The sequence below is a fragment of the Planctomicrobium limosum genome (assembly GCF_051465645.1).
Classification (GTDB): Bacteria; Planctomycetota; Planctomycetia; order Planctomycetales; family Planctomycetaceae; genus Planctomicrobium.
Window position 1 is genome coordinate 394,014 of the sequence record NZ_CP195790.1, and the last position, 18,684, is coordinate 412,697.

Annotated in this window: 13 protein-coding genes; 8 read left to right on the top strand and 5 right to left on the bottom strand. The window is 52.8% G+C overall.

The window, feature by feature from the left end:
• Positions 1-324 precede the first annotated feature (324 nt).
• Positions 325-1,647 (top strand): 3-keto-disaccharide hydrolase, encoded by a 1,323-nt coding sequence (locus SH527x_RS01525; protein ID WP_437192891.1) that lies wholly within the window; start codon positions 325-327, stop codon positions 1,645-1,647.
• Positions 1,648-1,742: 95 nt separating this feature from the next.
• Here the strand turns inward: SH527x_RS01525 and nadD are convergent, their stop codons facing one another.
• Positions 1,743-2,348, bottom strand: a complete 606-nt coding sequence (gene nadD, locus SH527x_RS01530) for a nicotinate-nucleotide adenylyltransferase (RefSeq protein ID WP_437192892.1) — start codon at positions 2,346-2,348, stop codon at positions 1,743-1,745.
• Between the two features lie 577 nt (positions 2,349-2,925).
• On the opposite strand from nadD, the gene SH527x_RS01535 reads away from it, so the two are divergent.
• On the top strand, positions 2,926-4,986 hold the full coding sequence (locus SH527x_RS01535) for a hypothetical protein (protein ID WP_437192893.1): 2,061 nt from the start codon (positions 2,926-2,928) through the stop codon (positions 4,984-4,986).
• A 98-nt stretch (positions 4,987-5,084) separates the two neighbouring features.
• Here the strand turns inward: SH527x_RS01535 and holB are convergent, their stop codons facing one another.
• Positions 5,085-6,074, bottom strand: a complete 990-nt coding sequence (gene holB, locus SH527x_RS01540) for a DNA polymerase III subunit delta' (RefSeq protein ID WP_437192894.1) — start codon at positions 6,072-6,074, stop codon at positions 5,085-5,087.
• Between the two features lie 205 nt (positions 6,075-6,279).
• Here holB and tadA point away from each other — a divergent pair, with 205 nt between their 5' ends.
• Positions 6,280-6,759, top strand: a complete 480-nt coding sequence (gene tadA, locus SH527x_RS01545) for a tRNA adenosine(34) deaminase TadA (RefSeq protein ID WP_437192895.1) — start codon at positions 6,280-6,282, stop codon at positions 6,757-6,759.
• 125 nt (positions 6,760-6,884) lie between these two features.
• On the opposite strand, the gene SH527x_RS01550 is transcribed toward tadA, so the two are convergent.
• The 3 genes from SH527x_RS01550 to ftsH form a co-directional block, all read right to left on the bottom strand.
• Positions 6,885-9,863 (bottom strand): hypothetical protein, encoded by a 2,979-nt coding sequence (locus tag SH527x_RS01550; RefSeq protein ID WP_437192896.1) that lies wholly within the window; start codon positions 9,861-9,863, stop codon positions 6,885-6,887.
• Between the two features lie 142 nt (positions 9,864-10,005).
• The gene (locus SH527x_RS01555; protein WP_437192897.1) at positions 10,006-11,025 is read right to left on the bottom strand and encodes a KpsF/GutQ family sugar-phosphate isomerase; all 1,020 of its coding nucleotides are present in this window, start codon (positions 11,023-11,025) and stop codon (positions 10,006-10,008) included.
• A 385-nt stretch (positions 11,026-11,410) separates the two neighbouring features.
• Positions 11,411-13,591 carry an ATP-dependent zinc metalloprotease FtsH gene (gene ftsH / locus SH527x_RS01560; RefSeq protein ID WP_437192898.1) on the bottom strand — a complete coding sequence of 727 codons (2,181 nt, stop codon included), beginning with the start codon at positions 13,589-13,591 and terminating at the stop codon, positions 11,411-11,413.
• Positions 13,592-13,788: 197 nt separating this feature from the next.
• Between ftsH and SH527x_RS01565 the strand changes: the two genes are divergently transcribed.
• The 5 genes from SH527x_RS01565 (at position 13,789) to SH527x_RS01585 (ending at position 18,579) form a co-directional block, all read left to right on the top strand.
• The gene (locus SH527x_RS01565) at positions 13,789-14,091 is read left to right on the top strand and encodes a metal-sulfur cluster assembly factor (protein ID WP_437192899.1); all 303 of its coding nucleotides are present in this window, start codon (positions 13,789-13,791) and stop codon (positions 14,089-14,091) included.
• Positions 14,092-14,397: 306 nt separating this feature from the next.
• A complete protein-coding gene (locus tag SH527x_RS01570; RefSeq protein WP_437192900.1) occupies positions 14,398-15,084 on the top strand; it encodes a peptidylprolyl isomerase in 687 nt (228 codons plus the stop codon).
• A gap of 149 nt (positions 15,085-15,233) precedes the next feature.
• The gene (locus SH527x_RS01575; RefSeq protein ID WP_437192901.1) at positions 15,234-15,764 is read left to right on the top strand and encodes a peptidylprolyl isomerase; all 531 of its coding nucleotides are present in this window, start codon (positions 15,234-15,236) and stop codon (positions 15,762-15,764) included.
• 178 nt (positions 15,765-15,942) lie between these two features.
• The gene (locus SH527x_RS01580; RefSeq protein WP_437192902.1) at positions 15,943-17,325 is read left to right on the top strand and encodes a LutB/LldF family L-lactate oxidation iron-sulfur protein; all 1,383 of its coding nucleotides are present in this window, start codon (positions 15,943-15,945) and stop codon (positions 17,323-17,325) included.
• Between the two features lie 474 nt (positions 17,326-17,799).
• The gene (locus tag SH527x_RS01585; RefSeq protein WP_437192903.1) at positions 17,800-18,579 is read left to right on the top strand and encodes a gamma-glutamyl-gamma-aminobutyrate hydrolase family protein; all 780 of its coding nucleotides are present in this window, start codon (positions 17,800-17,802) and stop codon (positions 18,577-18,579) included.
• Positions 18,580-18,684 lie beyond the last annotated feature (105 nt).

The window sequence follows — 18,684 nt, forward strand, 5'->3', positions numbered from 1 at the left end:
GTGTTGATCTTTGCTGCGATTCATTCGCAGGAAGTTGGCACAATCATCTGAGTCAGTCTTGCTGGCATGGTTGATGAAAACGTGAGAGCGAAAATTCGAAATTCATAGACCTGACTCGGAATCCGAGTCAGGTCTTTTTTTATTTGCAGCTTACGAACAGTGACTGTCTGACGTTCAGCTTCTTTGAGGCAGTTTGCTCGTGGAGTCCAATTCACGCAGATCAGGACATTTCGCTGAATTTGTGCTGTGAGATGTCGTCGACAATTGTTGCTCTCATTATCATGATTCGGCTGTTCCGATGTTGAATCCAGCTGGGAGTCTACCGTGCGATTGAAGACTGCTTTCTCGCTTGCTGTTGTCCTGGGCCTGTCGGCATGTGATAAGCCAGCAGAGAAATCCGAACCGGGGCCAAGTTCAGCTCCAGCAAAGACAACGACGACGACACTAGCATCCGCACCTGCATCAGGGGCTGAGGCTGCGATTGTTGCAACGGTGGATCAATCACCAGCAAATCCAGTGCTCGCACGGAAGTTGCTGACTGCGGAAGAAGCCGCCTCTGGCTGGATTTCTCTGTTTGATGGTGAATCTCTGTTTGGTTGGAAGAGCACCAAAGAAGATATCAACTGGAGCGTGAAAGACGGCGCCATCACTGCCGATTCCGGTTCAAATGGCGTCCTGCTTTCCTCTGTCCCGTTCGGTGATTTTGAACTGATCTGCGAGTTCCGTGCTGCTGAAGGAACTAACAGTGGTGTCTTTCTGCGATGCAACGCGGACCCGAAGTCGATCACCGAGGACTTCTATGAAGTGAACATCGCCGACTCTCAAAAGGACGGCTATCTCACCGCAAGTCTGGTGGAACGTGCCAAGGCAACCGAAGAAATCAAAGGCTCGGCTGGCGATTGGAACACCCTGCGGATGATTGCCAATGGGAAGTCTGTTCAAGTGTTCTACAACGGAAAAAGCGTACTGGAATACACCGACGAGACCCCTGCTCTACGTCTGAGTGGTTACGTTGGTTTGCAGAAGAATTCCGGCAAAATCGAGTTCCGCAAAGTCAATCTGAAGCCATTGAATCAGACCTCACTTTTCAACGGGACCGACCTGACCGGGTGGCGTGTCGTGCCCGGCTCAAAGAGTGAGTTCACTGTTGCCGACAAGGCGATTCATGCAGTCAACGGCGCAGGGTTTCTGGAGACTGCAGAAGCCTATAAAGACTTTGTTTTTCAGACTCAGGTGAAGACTCAGGCGAAAGACTTGAACAGCGGTTTCTTTTTCCGAGCGTTGCCGGGGACCGAAGCAGCACCTTCAAACGGGTATGAAGTTCAGGTACACAATGGTTACAAGAATGGCGATCGCAACAAAGCAGCAAACGCCGGAACAGGTGCAATTTTTCGTCGGATCGAAGCACGTCGCGTTGTCAGTAATGACCTTGAGTGGTGCACCATTACTCTGGTGACATCCGGCCCGCGAGCAGCCGTTTGGGTTGACGGCTTTGAAGTTGTGAACTGGGAAGACACCCGTGCGGCTGACGAGAACCCACGAAAAGGTTTGCGAGTCGATGGCGGGCACTTCAGCCTTCAGGGACACGATCCAACCACAGACGTGTTGTTCCGTGAGATCACTGTTCGCGAACAGGCCGCTCCGTAGTCAACGAGCGATTGTGATTGACGATCTGAAAAAGAAAGCGGACTTCCCTGATTTGGGAGTCCGCTTTTTCTTTAAGTCAGCTGACAGCAATGAGACTACGCTTCTGGCTGATACAGCTTGTGGGTGCCGATGTACATCTCGACTGATCGTGGTGTCTGGTAGCGAATCGTTTTTCCTTCAGCGACACGTTCTCGTATCTCGCTGCTTGAAATGTCGGTCGGCGGCATCTGACAAAGGTGGAACCGACTGCGGTACTTCTCGCCCAGTTCGGTAATAATCGGTTCGATGCTGAGTTCGGATCGTCCCCGATTCACTGCAATGATCGTGGCCAGATCAAGAATTTCTACAGGGTCGCGCCAGGTTAAAAAGTCTGACAAGGAATCGCCCCCGATGATGAGGAACAACTCGTCTTCCGGGTGTGCAGCTGCAATTTGACGCAGCGTTTCGACCGTGAAGCTGGTTCCTTTGCGTTCAATTTCGATTTTGCTGACGCGAAAGTTCACATGCCCGGCGATTGCCAGTTTGACCATTTCCAGACGGTCTCGCGGGCTGCTGATCTGTTTTCCCTGCTTCTGAGGCGGAGAAAATGCTGGAATGAACCAGACCTCGTCCAGTTGCTGGGCTGCTCGGGCTGTTTCGGCGAGTAACAGATGGGCGATGTGGATGGGGTCAAATGTTCCGCCAAAGACACCAATCTTCATTTTCGACTTTCCTGCATCCGCGTTACTGGATTCCACTTTGAAAGGCACATCTCGATTTGGACTTCCAACAGGGTTTTGCTGGGGACCATGTGTGACTTTAAGGCCGAGATCGCCCGCTTTTAGAAGGCTTCAAAGCGGGACATAATAGTTCAATCCGCCCGGGATTGCTTGCCAATTTCGTTCCCGATTTTCGTCAGCGCGTCGCCAGTCGATTTGGCGGCGCTTCCAGAGACGGCAGGACAAGTTCTTCTGAAATCGGTCTCTTCCAAAATCTGATCCCGCCCTGCAACTGGACAGAAGAAATGGGTGATTCGAGTCTCTATAATCAAAGTGGACAACGAGACCGGGAAGGCTCAGGTGACTTCACAATCGTGTTCTTAACGATGTGATTGGGAAAGAACTGACATCCTTGTCCGGGGAATCGCTATTTTCATTTGAGATTTCATTTAGAATTCATGCCGTAAGTGTGGCAGGCAGCGTATTCTCTGTTCAAAAGTGCTGCTTCTGAGCACGGATGGATCGACAGTTTTATTGACCACGTTGTTGCCCAGAATTGTTTTATTGCAGGTGCAATCTGATGCCGAAAAATCAGTCACTCCGTCGTGGTGGGTTGGCAGTCCGAGTATTGGGAAGTCTGGCCCTGCTGGGGGGAATTGCTGCCCTCTTTGTGCTGCTGGTGCCGCAATCCAAAGTGGAGAAGAAGGACCGTCAGGCAAACTCTGAGTCTGAGAACAGCGTCAGCCGCAAGTGCGAAGATGAACTTGCGAGCCTGCTGGAAGGCTTATCGCCTGGCCGGCTGGGAATTTCCTCTGACCGGGTGACGCTTGTCAATCGCTTGAATTCATGGCAGGCGGACTGCAGACCGTCCGCCGATTCTCCCAAGGCGGGGGCTGAGATTGAAGCCGCCAAGTCATTGTTGACCGGGGAATCACTGACTCGAACCCTGAGCGAAACGTTCCTTCCGGAAGACGCCTCGCATATTCGGAATGCTCTCCTGTTTCGTGATGTTGTGACGCACCTCACCGAAGCCAAAGCGAATAATTTGGATCGGTATTCGACGCTGTTTCAGTTTGTCTGTCGCAATCAGATGCTCGTCCCTGAGGAGATCCTGAAAGATCTTCCGCTGACCCCGTACGAAGCTCTTGTGCTGGGAATGGGATCTCCTGAACATCGCGCATGGACGTTCTGTGAGCTTCTTCGTCAGATGCGGACTGATGTCGTCATCATCAGGCCTCAAGGCGAAGGGGTCGAGAAGGAATGGCTGATCGGGGTGATTGATCCAACCGATGGGGTGTTGCTGTTCGACCCTCGACTGGGGATGCCAATTCCTCCGCTGAAAGTCGGGGATGAGAAACCAAAACTTCCCGCCGCGACACTTGCTCAGGTTTTGGAATCAGACGAGCCATTTCGTCAATTGGATTTGCCAGAGAACCCGTACCCTTTGAAGTCCGAGCACCTGAAACAGGTCAAGATCGGGGTGATTGGGACAAGCTGCAGTTGGGCGCCTCGCATGGCGCGGTTGCAGTTCCTGTTACCGTCCAAGTTTACTGTTGAACTCTACGACGGTCTGGTGGAAAGCGAGCTTCGTTCTCCAGGTCTGCGTCAGCGCGTCATCGATGCCGGTTCAAAAGGAAGCTGGTCGGCTGAGAATGTTTCAATCTGGAACTTCTCTGAAGATCAGTTGATTGCATTTGAGGCGACACGTGGAGAAGGGGCAGAAGGAAGCACACTGAAGGTACTGCTTCAAGTGTTCCAGGGGCCGTACGTTCCTATTCCGACCGACAAGGAAGGCAACTACAAGATGGTTCCTGTTGATCGTTCGCTGCATTTTGTGCGTGTCGAACAATTGTCAGGGAATCAGACTGCTGCAATGAAAGACTATCTGCCAATTCGCTCCGCCGCGAAAATGGCTCCGTCTCCAGCGAATAACCTTGCAGCAGAGTATGCGGCGCTGTGGACAGGTGTTGCTCAATTTGAAACTCGCAAGTTCCACCCCGCATTCAACACGCTCTATCGCTTCTTCAGCACTCAGGCAACGAGTACAGGTCTGGTGCGAAGTGGGATCGAGTGGAGTGCTGAATGTCTGGTCGCTGAAAAGCAGTATGCGGCTGCGGCTCGTCTTCTGAACGGGGCTCCTCCGGGACTTTCTCAGCGGCGTGATGCTCTGCTGATTCGCGAATGGTTCCGCATGGCTGGTCTTGATCCGGATAAAGAACTGGCGAAGAAGGATGCGCCTGCGGAGGCGATGCCACCAGAGCAGAAGAAGCCTGATGGAAAGATGCCTGAAGCTGGCAAGCCAGAAGAGAAAAAAGCAGATGACAAAAAGCCTGAAGCAATGAAGGCGCCGGAAGGGGCTCCACCTGCAGAAAAGGCACCAGAGAAGATGCCTGCCAAGATGCCGGAGGAGAAGCCAGCGAAAGATGCTGCTGATAAACCTGCGGACAAAGCCGATTCCAAGCCTGCTGGGGAAATGAAAGCTCCTGAAAAGCCAAAGGTGGAGAGTCCTGCCCCAGCTTCAGACGAAGTGAAAGACGGCGAGAAACCTGCTCGCCCTCCTATCCCTGAGAAGCCAGAAAAGATCGAAGCGAAGGTGGAAGATAAGCCAGCTGACAAGCCAGCCGAAAATCCTTCGATGTGATTTGCGTAAGCGAATTCAATCGTCGCAATGGCCCCTGATCAACAGGGGCCATTTTTTTTTGAACCATCTTCTTTTGGGGACTGCTGTTTTGGATGGGGCTATGGTTCGCGACCCTGACGTCCAACTTCCATGAACAGTGCTTCAAGACAGAGTGGAATCGGCATTGTCTGGCGAAGATGTTGTTCGGCCAGAAAGCAGCGATCGAGCTGATCCCCCAGGCGGTCAAGTTCTCTGAGTTGCGTGGTCGTTGCCAGACGCTTTCGGAGTGATTCAATGGTGAATCGAACAACCCAGTGCATGCATTCGCGCTGAACGCTGGTGTCGTTACCAAATTCTTCAAGTGCCGTCTGAATCTGCTTGATCGCTGACAGGCTGTCTTTCGTCACCGATTGCATCTGTTGATCGACGGCCTTCCAAAGCCCCATCAATTCTGGTTCCAGCAAGCGTTTGGCAAGGTCCAGACTTCCTTCGGCCATGTCGACAACGGTCTCGACTTCCTGCGCCGACTTTCCTTCTGCCGTTAACAACTGAATCATCTGATCCCTGCTCAGTGGAGAGAACAGCATGGGCTGGCAACGGGAACGAATAGTTGGGAGGACGGCTTCGCTGTCAGGAGTTAGAAGAATCAGAATTGCCCCCGGAGGAGGTTCTTCCAGTGTCTTCAGCAGCGCATTGGCCGCGTCTTCATTCATTGCGTCAGCGTCGTCGATGATGGCGATACGCCGTTCGGCGGTCATCGGAGCATGGGCCAGTTCGTAGCACAGCCCTGCTTTTCCACGATTGTTGTCATCTCCAATCAGCATTCCGATCGGAAGAATCTTCTTTCCTTCCGGGAGCCCGATTGTCAGCAGATCGGGATGTGTGCCTGCCTGAATCTGACGGCAACTCGGGCAGTCTCCGCACGCATCAAGAGCCTCATCCGGGCAGCGTTCGCAAAACAGGCATTGAGCCAACGTTCTGGCAACCAGACGTTTGCCGATTCCTTTGGGCCCAACAAACAGAAACCCATGTGCGAGCCGACCACGTTCAATGGCTCGGCGAAACATTTCGACCTGAGCTTTGTGACCGATCACGCGATTCCAGATCATCTGTTGCGATACTTCTTGAGTTTCGGGGGATAACGTGGCTTCTGAAATGCCGACCCTTTATATTCTGATCATTCCTTAGCGTCGCGTCGAGCTAGCTGCATGTTGCTGCGAATTGGTGATGTGGAAGACATGGCAATCGCAGTTTGAAAGCGGTACTGGTTGATGCGAACTGCGCGGGAGGCTCTAACGGGACGATGCTGTTTTGATGAATCCACTTGATTTTGCACAACACGAATACTGGATGCGGCAGGCGCTGGATCAGGCCCAGCAGGCCTTCGAGATGGATGAAGTTCCGGTCGGGGCAGTTGTGGTTTTTGAAGAGCGGATTATCGGAGCCGGTTTCAACCAACGGGAAACGCTGAACGACCCGACCGCGCATGCTGAGATGCTCGCGATCACGCAGGCGGCGACGGCGTTGCAGTCGTGGCGGCTTTTGGATTGCACGCTCTATGTCACGCTTGAACCTTGTCCGATGTGTGCCGGAGCGATTGTTCAATCCCGTATTCCGAGAGTGATTTATGGAACAACAGACCCCAAGGGAGGAGCGTGTCACACTCTGTTTCAGATCACATCAGACGCTCGACTGAACCACCGCGCTGTGACATTCGGAGGTGTTTTACAGGCCGAGTGCCGGGAGATTCTGCAGCGGTTCTTTGCTAAGCAGCGAGCTGCCGGGAAGAAATAGTTCTTCGCCACAGATTGGGGTTCTTAGAGCGGTTCTCGAAATGCTGTGGCGTGACTGGCACGCGGAATTCAGCTTTTCTTCAATTGAGAAGGCTGCTGCGCGGCCACACGATAGACCGATTCGGTCTAGTAGCTTCCGTTCACGCCGGTCAGCCCGCCGAATGAGATATCCCATTTGGACGGATTGAAGTTGATCACCTGAGCGGACGAGTTGCGCGACGGCTCACCAATCTGACGTTGATGGTAGAGCGTTGCGTCTCGACCGAGTCCTCGCATCACAAACATTCCGCGTCGCTCATCGTAAGTGAGCTCGTCTGCATACGCGTGGAAGACATGGCCTTCGAGTTCGGCATTGCCTGTCGCAAAGGCTTCGACCATTCCGGTCTTGGATTCTCCGATCAACTTACGCACGATCCGTAACTGTTGGCACTTCATCCAGACTGCATTCTCGGCTTCCGGTGACTTCTCTGAAAGCTGATTTCGCTGGAACTTGACCATTGGCTTGGGAACCGGGGCCGTAATCACTTCGACCCGATCGCTGAGGACTGCTTCATTGCGACCGACATTTCCTTCAATTTTCCCGGCAAACTTCACGCCGGCATACCGCCAGTTCGCCTTGCTGGCCTTGGCTGGCTGGTTGGCTTGTGGAGATTCACTTGGGGAAAATCGAACCTGATCTCCAGCGGTCCAGGAATGGAATTCGCCGGGGCCGCTCCCTTTAAAGTCGCCAGTCATCTGATTCAAATCGAAGGTTGCGACCTCTGCTCGATGAACTGCTGACAGCTTGGTCTGCTGATATTCGAATGCTTCGAGAACGACGTTGTGTCGACCAACCAGATTTTCGATTCCGATGCTTCCGTCTCGTTGTTGTGGTTCGACAAACGAGACCTTCTGATTGAGTGTTGCCGTCAGTTCTTCGCAGAGCAAACGCGAGATACTTTCCTGCTCCCCGGGAAGTGACGCCGTGATCTTTCCCCAGAAGCGAATCGCCGAACCGTCAAATTTCATCCCTTCTCCCCAGATGATGTCCAGGATGTGTGGAGCGGAATTTGGCTTGGAGGGGCTGAGTCCGGATGCGGCACTTTGAGGAATCGGAAGACTCATCCCGCCGGAACCGGGGATATCAATTCGGTTCTCGTGTCGGGTGAGTGTGATCTGTCCTCCCCAGACATTCGCAGAGCCCAATGAAACGCTGGCACGTTTCTGAATCTGACCTTGTGGATCGATCTGTCCGCGAAGGGTCAGAATCTGATGCACGCCCCCTTGGTTCTCTGCTGTGAAATTGCTGCCAGAAAGCTTGATCGGACCTTCCAGCTTTTGACTTCCGACATTCATTGGCTGGTCTGGTTGGTGTTGAACCTGAACTTGACCCTGCCCGATAATCTGACGGAAATCAATGGCTGCTTTTCCGGAGTCGTGGATCAGGTCCAGAGAAATCTGATCCGCTTCAACGATCCAGGGGGATTGAGACTTTTGTTTGTCTTTGGAGTCCGGTGATTCTGGGCCAGAGGATGAGCTTGCTGGTCCTTTCTCTTCGATCAGGCCGGGATTGATCACGGCATCGATGAGATTGGCTCTGGCGACTTTTAGCAATGCAGATTCAACACGAACTCGTCCTTCGGCACGGACTCGCTTTACCGGCAATGGTTTTGCCAGTGCGTTTCCGCTGGATTCCGGGCGATTGTTCTGCGATTGCAGGCGATTAATGTCGACCCAAAGTTGCAGAGAATCGCATCCGAGCCCGAACTGATCAGGCACGCTGAACTGAGCACTCTCTTCAACGTGAACGATGTGGAATTTCGATTCCGGGTCAGGTTGAACGGTGACCTTGGAAGCCCAGCGAGCAAGCAGCGGATTGTCGCCGAAACGCTCTTCATAGACTTCCATCTGCCCCGGCCCGCGGCACTCCAGGTATTCGAGAGATTTGTCGACGGAGTGCTGAATTCCAATTTGTGGGCACTCGAAGGTTGTCTGTCCTCGTTGAACGATGACGCGTTCCTGATCCACGAGAACGGCTCGACGATGAACGGCGTTGTAGTTCAAGTCCTGCATGACAGCGGTCATCTCATGATCGTCAGACGTCAGTTTCAGCCGTGTCCCTTTTCCGGCAAGCGATCCCTGAGCCTGAATTGAATTCAGAATGAGACCATCGAATGATTTCTGCAGAGAAGTGTTTTCGGCAGCTTTGGGATCCTGTTGATCAAACAGCAATCGCAGCCATTCACAGGCGATGGTGTCTTTAAAGATGGATCCAAGTTTGTTGGTCGCATGCACAACTTGAATCTGATCGTCGATCGTGCATTCCCGTTTGATCACGTCGTACAGCAAAGAGCCGTCGCTTGTGAGCCGGAGGTGATGCCCTTCTCCTTTTTGTGCAAACGTCGTGTCGAGGACAACGTTTCGGCGGAGAAGAATCTGGGACAGCCCGGCAATGCGTGGCATGTCTTTTCCCAGCACCGATTCCGATGCAGGAAGAAATGTCAGCTGCAACTGGTTCGCACTTCCGGAGATCTTTCGCTGATCCTGCGGAGTGGGACCGAATTGGAATTTGATGGGAAAGTCGCTGTAGAGCTGCAGTGCTTCTTCATCGAACTTGAAGTTGAGCCCCTGAATCTTCAATCCGTCAGGGCCATCAATACTGACGTTCCCTTCAAGTGATCCCCAGACGATACGGCCAGGCTGGGCGTCAGTCAGAGAAATGGCAGAGTCGAAAAACGAGTTCTGAAATTTGATCTGCGCTCGCTCGGCAACCAATCGATACGGAGGGCTTCCCGGTCGCTTTGGGTCGTTCCAGAGAACGGCGATTGGAGAAATCTGCAATGTGTTGCCGCTGCCTGCGACACGATGATGTTCTCGGAAATAAAGCGTGACAGCTTCCGCAATTTGCCAGGCGTGTTCAGCCTGATGGGTCCACGGGACCTCTGGAAAGTGTTCCATCGCCTGCTGATCAAACATTGCCGGCGGGCGAATCGCAGTTTCTTCGGCCTTGAAGTCCGTTTCTTGTGACGTTGCGATGGCGATCATCGGAGTCATCACCGCCGAGTAAATGCGGGATGCCACCAGCAGCGTGATCATTGTGACGAAGGCGACCAGAAATCGATTCATTGTGAATCTCCGATTTCTGAGTCCGCACTTGAGTGAACGGAGAGAATTTGCGGCACACGTCGATCCGATCCCCGGAGATTCGTCACTGACTCAGTGGAACTCAACGGGAATTGCGCATGATCGGCTGTCCGGAAATCGTTGTTCACTCCCCCGATTCCTTTGGGAGCCAGCCAATGACATCTGTGATGTCGATCAGCCCAATCGGTTTATGTTCACTGTCGATAACAGGCACTTCACTGATACGGCGCTGGGCGAAGAGATCAATGACATCGCCGAGTACTGCGTCAGCACGAATGGTCATTGGATTCACCGTCATGACCTCGGAGATCTTTTCATCCAGTCGGCTATCGCGTCGCGATTCCAGAAGTCGTGCGAGATCGCTGTCTGTGAAAATTCCTGCCAATGTTTCGTCGTCGTTGATCAGCAGGACAGCGCCGGTTCGACGTCCCGGTCTGGCTGTTGTGGTCATGACTTCACGGACAGTTGTATGGCACGAAGCGATACGGATCTCTTCCCGCTGACGCATCAGGTCAACGACCGGTTTCAGCTTCAGTCCAAGACTGCCGCCCGGGTGAAAGCGTGCGAATTCGCGAGGGCTGAAGCCTCGGGCTTCTGCGGCGACAAGTGCCAGAGCGTCTCCAACGGCAAGCATGGCCGTAGTGCTGGTGCTTGGTGCAAGTCCCCAGGGGCAGGCTTCTTTGAGCCGACCGATTTCAATGACGACGTTGGAGTGGCTGGCGAGCGAGTTCTGCCGTGTTGCAGTGATCGAGATGATCGGAATGTGGAACTCTTTGATCGCAGGCAGAATCTGAAGCAGTTCTTCAGTTTCGCCGCTGTTGGAAAGAGCCAGAAAAACATCGGATGAATGCAATGCACCCAGATCGCCGTGAACCGCTTCTGCCGGGTGAAGAAAATGAGCACGAGTCCCGGTCGATGAGAGCGTTGCCGCAATCTTCTTTCCGATCAGCCCAGCTTTGCCCATCCCGCAGACAATCACGCTGCCGGTGCAATTCAAGAGGGTCTCAACAGCATTGCAGAACGAAGTGTCGAGCTGCTTCGATAAATTCAGCAGAGCGTCGGACTCTTGACGCAAAATCTCACGACCCGCCCGAAGACGCTCAAAGTGAGAAAACGGAATGAGATGTTGGGCGGCGGAGTTCACCAATCGGCATCCTGCACAGGTGGTGAGTATGATTCAAATTCGAGGTTTTGACGTCGTGCGCAAACCCCGGGACGAGCGTTGGCGGAGTGTACCCCGTGATCAGAAAAACCGTCAACGCGAATTGCGAAGAACAAGGCAGTTCAATCACAAGTCATTCCGTGTCAGGCGAGAACAGCCTGTCGTTCAGGCTTTGATGGAATCCTGTCGTGCCCCAACATAATAATGCAAAATAGGTTGCGCCAGAGACTGGGCCTCGGAAATACGGCTTCAAAGCGATTCCTCGTTCCTGGCTCGACGTCCCTGTGTGCTGCGGAACAAAAGAGATCGGGCAGCGTCCCGTGAGTTGAGACCCTGCCCGATCGGCTTATTGAATTCGCAACAGTCGTTAACCCTCTAGTTGCATTGGGTTCTGGCGACTGGCGGGGTTCTGCTGCGTCGAATCGTCCTGAATATGATTCGGGCGTGCAGCCGATGTTCCCGGCTTCAGCTGAGGGCCTGTTTTGTGGGCTTCGAGAATCAATTTCAACTGCTCGGCGTTCATCACTTCCCGTTCGATCAGTTCTGTCGTCATCTGTTCAAGAACCGGCCGTCGGGTGCGCAGAATCTCTCGGGAGACTTCCATGCATTCGTCAATGATGCGTCGAATTTCGAGGTCGATTTCACGGAGGGTGTGTTCACTGTGCATCGACTCCACGATTCCGGTTGAGGCTCCATTCAGAAACGGAGAGCTCTTGGATTCGCGGTAATTCACACGGCCCAGTTTGGGGCTCATTCCGAATTCCATGACCATTCGGCGAGCGAGATCGGTTGCCCTTTCGAGGTCATTTTGTGCACCTGTCGATGTCTCTTCAAAGATGACATCTTCAGCGGCAATTCCTCCCAGCATGACGCAAATCCGGTTCTCAATTTCGGTCTGAGTGACCAGATGTCTGTCATCTTCCGGGCGTTGCAGCATGTATCCCAAGGCACCAAAGCCTCGGGGGATGATGGAAATTTTGTGAACCGGGTCGGTCTGTGGCAAACTGGACGCGACTAAAGCATGGCCGCACTCGTGGTAAGCGACTCGCTGTTTCTCGTCTTCCAGAATGATTTTTGATGCTTTTTCGAGTCCGGCAACCACGCGCTCGACGGCCTCTTCGAATTCGTGCATGGTGACCGCGGTTTTGTCTTCTCTCGCTGCGAGCAATGCTGCTTCGTTTACCAGATTGGCGAGATCGGCACCGACAAATCCCGGGGTCAAACGCGCGATGCGACCGAGATCGACATTGTCGTCCATCTTGATCTTCTTGGTGTGCACGCTCAGGATCGCAGCACGGCCTTTGTAGTCCGGGCGATCAACCAGCACGTGGCGATCGAATCGTCCCGGGCGCATCAATGCCGGGTCGAGCGTCTCAGGGCGGTTTGTCGCCCCCATGACGATGACGCTTTGGTCAGAGGAAAAGCCATCCATTTCGACCAGCAATGCATTCAACGTTTGCTCACGCTCGTCGTGCCCACCGGCCATTCCGCTTCCGCGCACTTTGCCTAAAGCGTCTAACTCATCGATGAAGATGATACTGGGAGACTTCTGCCCGGCCTGTGAGAACATATCTCGAACGCGAGCGGCGCCGACACCGACGAACATTTCAACAAAGTCGGATCCGGAAAGACTGAAAAACGGAACGCCAGCTTCACCTGCGACGGCTTTGGCGAGCAATGTTTTTCCTGTTCCTGGAGGACCCACAAGTAGCACTCCGCGAGGGATGCGTCCCCCGAGTGCCTGATACTTGCCGGGTGTTCTCAGGAACTCAACGACTTCACGGAGTTCTTCAACGGCTTCGTCGATTCCAGCGACGTCTTCGAAGGTGATGCGCACGTCGTCGTCGGCATACAATCGCCCACGGCTGCGACCAAATGACATTGCTTGCCCCGGTCCTCCCAGTTTTCGTAAAAACAGGATGAAGACCAGCAAAACGGACAGCATCAACAGGATGGAAAGAACGGTCCCCCACTCGGTGTCAGGGGTGGCGCCTGTGTAGTCGATGCCCTTCTGGTCAAGGGTATCGCTCAAGTTCGAGATCTTCTGATCGGCGATTCCGACGATCGAGATGCGGTAGCGTTGCAGACGTTCGTTTTCCGCAGTTGAAACGGCTTTAGATTCGGTTGCGGTATCAGGTTTGGAGTCCGAATTCTGGGCAATTTCAGTGCTGGTCTGCTTCTCTTCTACGGGTGTTGCACCAGCTGGAAGTGTTTCATTCAGCGACATTCCCGGGAGGACGTCGAGAGCGTCGGGGGATTTGGTCTTGTCGACCTTGGGGAGATTCTGGAAGGTGATGAACTGCCTTCCAATGACCAACTCGTGAACATTGGATTTGTTGAATTCGCCGGTTTCAATTTTACGGACGAATTCGCCGAAAGTGATTGGCTTCGCAAGGCTTTGCTCTCTGAACCATGTCCACCCGACGATGACGACGATGCCGCCGATCAGCAGGTACCAGAACGTGGATGCAGATCTCTTTTCCGACCGTTTCTGACTCGGCTTTCCATCAGGTGATGGACCTTTTGAAGCCGGGGGAGCGGTTTTCATTTGTCATTCATCCCTGTATCAATTCGCGCCGCGAACCTTTACTGATCTTCCTACTTGAAGTATCCGGTTGAGTCTTCGGGAACGCAAGGTACTTTCTTTGCAGGCGAGTTCTGGCGGGTGCTTTCGTAATCATTGCGGCTGATCTACAATCAACAGTGTCAATTCGACAGTGTCCTGATTAATTGCAGAGGTGACTTGTGGCGACTGAAGTGGAACTGTTGGACGCATTGAAGCAGGTGATTGATCCTGAGTTGATGGTCAATATCGTTGATCTGGGACTGGTTTATGACGTGGATCAGGAAGAGGATGGGAAAGTCAAAATGAATATGACTTTGACCAGCCCTGCCTGCCCGGCCGGACCTCAGATCATGCAACAGGCCAAGAATGCGCTGGAGCAGGTCCCTGGAGTCACTGGGGCAGAAATTCGACTCGTTATGTCCCCTCCATGGTCAGCGGAACGGATGAGTGAAGACGCCCGTGATCAGCTCGGGATCTTCTAAGTCGGGATCTTTATAAGACTGAACCAGCCATTCATGTGGTCCCTGCACTCAGGGCCGAAGCGGACCTGGATTCCGCGCGAAGAATGGATCTGTCGGTTCGGCAGTGAATTTGATTCAAAAATGCTCTGTTGTCATTGAGGCATCGTGATATGGTCGTGAAGATCGCATTTGCAAATCACCGAATACGTCGGGTTGCAGTGCTTTCTGTTTCGTGTAAACCATTCACCTCAGAGTGCTTGCGTGTTTACGGTCTGTCACATACGTGTCGTATCTGAACTTTGGTGTTCAACTCGAACTGGATGGCTCATGTCCATGAAAATTCTGAATCTTGCGTGCCTGGCCCTGCTCTGTACCGCATCTGCATGTGTTGCTGATGTGAACGACATTAAGAACCAGCAGGAACCTGTGATTCCGGTCAACAAGCAGACCGCAGAAGTTCCGGCCGCTGCCGCTGCTGAGACCGTTGCTCCTTACAAGGTGAAGTTCGAGACCTCCAAAGGGAATTTCATCATCGAAGTTCACCCTGAATGGGCACCGCTCGGGGCCGCTCAGTTCAAGAAGGCTGTCGAGGCAGGCGTTTATAATGATGCCCGATTCTTCCGCGTTGTGGACGGCTTCATGGTTCAGTTCGGAATTCCTGGTGATCCGGCTGTTGCAGCTGAATGGCGTGAAAAGCGGATTAAAGACGATCCAAAAAATCAGTCGAACAAACGAGGTTACATCACCTTCGCAATGGCTGGCCCAAACACCCGAACCAGCCAGGTGTTCATTAACTTCAAAGATAACTCATTCCTCGACAATCAGGGCTTCCCTCCATTCGGGAAAGTCGTTGAAGGTATGGACGTCGTTGACTCGCTCCACAAAGGCTATGGCGAAGGGTTCCCAAATGGACGCGGTCCAGATCAAGGACGTATCCAGTCCCAAGGAAATGAATACCTGATCAAAGGATTTCCGGAACTCGATTACATCACTAAAGCAACAGTGATTGAGTAAGTTCGGTGTTTCGCGAACCTTGTCCTTCGCGAATTGTGTGAAATGCAAACGATCATGAGCAGCCTTGAGTTTGTGTTCAAGGCTGCTTTGTTTTGATCGTAATCGTCTAAGTTGTTTGTATTGCTTCTATCTGAGAGAGGAGTCGCACGTTGTCTGCTTACAAAGTGAAGTTTGAAACTTCTAAAGGGGATTTTACCGTTGAGGTTTATCCTGAATGGGCTCCACTTGGGGCAGCTCAGTTCAAATCAGCAGTTGAAGCAGGCGTCTATAACGAAGCCCGATTCTTCCGTGTGATTGAAGGCTTCATGGTTCAGTTTGGGATTCCAGGCGATCCAAACCTGTCTGCCCAATGGCGCGAAAAGCGAATCAAGGATGACCCGAAGAAGGAATCCAACCAGCGTGGGCACATCACCTTCGCGATGGCTGGTCCAAATACACGAACATCTCAGGTGTTCATTAACTTCGGCGACAATTCGTTCCTGGACAATCAGGGCTTCCCACCGTTCGGCAAAGTGGTCGAAGGCATGGAAGTCGTTGATTCGCTGTATGACGGCTATGGCGAAGGGGCTCCGCGCGGCCGCGGACCAGATCAAGGTCGTATTCAGAGCGAAGGGAATGCTTACCTGGTTAAAGGGTACCCAGAGCTCGATTACATTAAGAGTGCAACAGTAATTGCATAGTCAGCTGACCGGTCATTGAACTGATCTGGACGCGACTTTGCAGATTGGGCCATAAGCAGGTCTCTGGCATTTTGTCTTTGGCTGTCAGTCAAAGACAAAATGCCACGTCTGTTTATCATTTGTGTTGTGTTTGCTTCTGACTGTCTCTGTTCATCATCTCTGTTGGGCGACGTGCGATATGAGTGCTGCAACTTCCCATCCGGTCAAGGCAGCCAAGTTCGTTAAGGATCTGGATCGCGCGCACTGGCATGATCAGTCGCTCTGGTTTGTTCGGGCAAAACGGGATAAGGCCGCTGCTACTCTGCCTGAGTGGGAAGAACTGCGAGAGCTTGCATCGAAGATCAAGCAGTTCACCATGTCGCATCTGGCGGATCTGCTTGAGCAGTTCGAAGCCAATGCGAAGAAGCTTGGTGCTCAGGTTCACTGGGCAAAAGATGCGGCAGAACACAACCGCATTGTGTTGGAAATTCTTCAGAAGCATCAGGTGAAAAAGCTTGTAAAGAGCAAGTCGATGCTGACTGAGGAGTGCCATCTCAATCCTCATCTTGAGGCACATGGGATTGAAGTCGTAGATACCGATCTTGGTGAGTGGATTGTGCAGTTGCGCAACGAACCTCCGAGTCATATCGTCATGCCGGCGATTCACACCAAACGTGAAGAGATCGGGGAACTGTTCCATGAAAAGATTGGAACAGAAAAGGGGGCGACAGATCCTCAGTATCTCGCCGAAGCAGCTCGACAGGAGTTGAGACAGCGCTTCCTGGCTGCGGATGCTGGTCTGACCGGTGTGAACTTTGCCATTGCAGAAACCGGTGGATTTGTCGTTTGCACAAATGAAGGAAATGCGGATCTGGGAGTCTCACTTCCCAAGCTGCATATCGCCTGCATGGGAATCGAAAAGCTGATTCCGCGGGCAAAAGACCTGAGCGTCTTTCTACGGTTGCTCGCTCGATCGGCAACCGGGCAACCGATCACGGCGTACACCTCTCACTTTCATGGTCCGCGCGATCCCGATTCCGAATTGCATATTGTTCTCGTCGATAATGGAAGGAGCCAGATTCTTGGAAGCTCCGATTTCCGCCGGTCGTTGAACTGCATTCGTTGCGGGGCCTGTATGAATACCTGCCCTGTCTATCGACGCACTGGCGGGCACAGCTACAGCGCGACGGTACCTGGCCCTATCGGTTCGATCCTGGGGCCGTCTTACGATATTGAGAAGTATGAATCGTTGCCGTATGCGTGTTCGTTGTGCGGTTCTTGCACGGATGTCTGCCCGGTGAAGATCAACCTGCATGAACAGCTCTATACGTTCAGGCAGCGCGTGGCCAATAAGGGGCTCTTGTCCCCTGTAAAGAGCATCGGGATGAAGGTCGGCGGGGTCGTTCTTTCTCGTGACTGGCTGTATAGGTTGGTCGGGAAGGTTGGGCGGGTTTCGCTGCGGTATTTGCCACGTTTCGTGATCTATAGCCCTTTGAATCCGTGGGGCCGTCAACGCGATTTACCGGTTCCACCGCAAGAGAGTTTTCGCGAACAGTACCGTCGTCGGCAGGCGAAAAAATAGCCGCACACACCACATCTGGTGTGCGACTTGAGTGAATTTGCTATTGCCCATACAAAATCATTGAAATTCTTTACAATTGGGTTCCGTTGGGGTAAATTCTGCAAAACCTGCCGGTTGTGCCAGCATGAATGCGACGCACGCTCGGCAGTCAGGCTTGAGAACTCTTGTCGAGTTCTCAAAAAGCCAGGACTGAAGGAATCAAGTCCACGCAGTTTAGGAATGGAATCCATGTGGGAGCGCCAATCACGCGCCGGTTTGTCTCCCACCTTGCCCGGCGTTTTCGGTCAGCAACATCATCTCTTCCTGCTGACGCGTTCACGCACCGCTCCCGTATCCATTCTCTTCTGTGGTGACTTTCCTTCGTGCCAGCGTCTGCGTGTGATTGCATCAGACTGCTTCACATAAATGACGTAACCCTGACTCGACCTCGGGTTGCATTTCGAATCACGGATAAGTTCACACAAGGAAGAATGAATGAACTCTAAGCCCGTCATCGCCATTAACGCAGATTTCCGTCCAGCTAAGGGAGACAGCTTTGCGTTTTCCTGGATGCACACTGGCTACTACGATTCAGTTGCCGGTTGCGGCGGCATTCCTCTGATGCTGTCTCCTCTGGCGACAGATGAGGATCTGCAGCGCGTCCTGGAAATGGTGGACGGACTGGTGCTGACTGGTTGCAAGTTGGATCTGGATCCTGCTGGTCTGGGCTTCGATCGCCATCCAATCACTCGCCCAATGCCACAGCGTCGCGAAGACTTCGATCGCCGTCTTGCCCGATTGGCGTTTGATATGAAAGTCCCGACACTGGCGATTGGTTCCGGGATGCAAACCTTGAACGTGATCTGCGGCGGGACCTTGTTCCAGCATATTGCCGAAGACGTTTTGAAGTCACTTTGTCATCGTGATCCTGTGGAAAATTGCCTGCGTCACGTGATCGAAATCGTTCCTGGCAGCAAGATGGATAACATCTACGGCCCAGGCGAAATTCGCGTTAACAGTGATCACCATATGGCCGTTGATCAACTGGCATATGTCTTCCGTGCCAGTGCAACTGCGATGGACGGCGTCATTGAAGCCTACGAATCCGTCGTTGAAAACTGGTGGTGTCTGGGTGTGCAATTCCACCCAGAGAGCGAATCTGCCAGTGCCCTCGATATGCAAGTTTTTGAAGCATTCATCGAAGGTGTGAAAGAAAATCAGCAATCCGACGCCGATGTCTACAAGTTTGAAACATCACGCCGCCGCGTTGCATAAGTTAGTGTGCTGAGTGAACTGATCTGAAGAAAGAGCCTTGGGCGAAATGCTCAAGGCTCTTTCTTTTTACCTGCTTCGGTCTGAGACGGAATCTGATTCTGCGTC

Excerpts from the sequence above, each read along its gene's own strand:
- ftsH (WP_437192898.1), bottom strand. The coding sequence starts at position 13,591 with ATGAAAACCGCTCCCCCGGCTTCAAAAGGTCCATCACCTGATGGAAAG.
- tadA (WP_437192895.1), top strand. The coding sequence starts at position 6,280 with ATGAATCCACTTGATTTTGCACAACACGAATACTGGATGCGGCAGGCG.
- holB (WP_437192894.1), bottom strand. The coding sequence starts at position 6,074 with ATGATCTGGAATCGCGTGATCGGTCACAAAGCTCAGGTCGAAATGTTT.
- SH527x_RS01535 (WP_437192893.1), top strand. The coding sequence starts at position 2,926 with ATGCCGAAAAATCAGTCACTCCGTCGTGGTGGGTTGGCAGTCCGAGTA.
- SH527x_RS01580 (WP_437192902.1), top strand. The coding sequence starts at position 15,943 with ATGAGTGCTGCAACTTCCCATCCGGTCAAGGCAGCCAAGTTCGTTAAG.
- SH527x_RS01585 (WP_437192903.1), top strand. The coding sequence starts at position 17,800 with ATGAACTCTAAGCCCGTCATCGCCATTAACGCAGATTTCCGTCCAGCT.
- SH527x_RS01550 (WP_437192896.1), bottom strand. The coding sequence starts at position 9,863 with ATGAATCGATTTCTGGTCGCCTTCGTCACAATGATCACGCTGCTGGTG.
- nadD (WP_437192892.1), bottom strand. The coding sequence starts at position 2,348 with ATGAAGATTGGTGTCTTTGGCGGAACATTTGACCCCATCCACATCGCC.
- SH527x_RS01570 (WP_437192900.1), top strand. The coding sequence starts at position 14,398 with ATGTCCATGAAAATTCTGAATCTTGCGTGCCTGGCCCTGCTCTGTACC.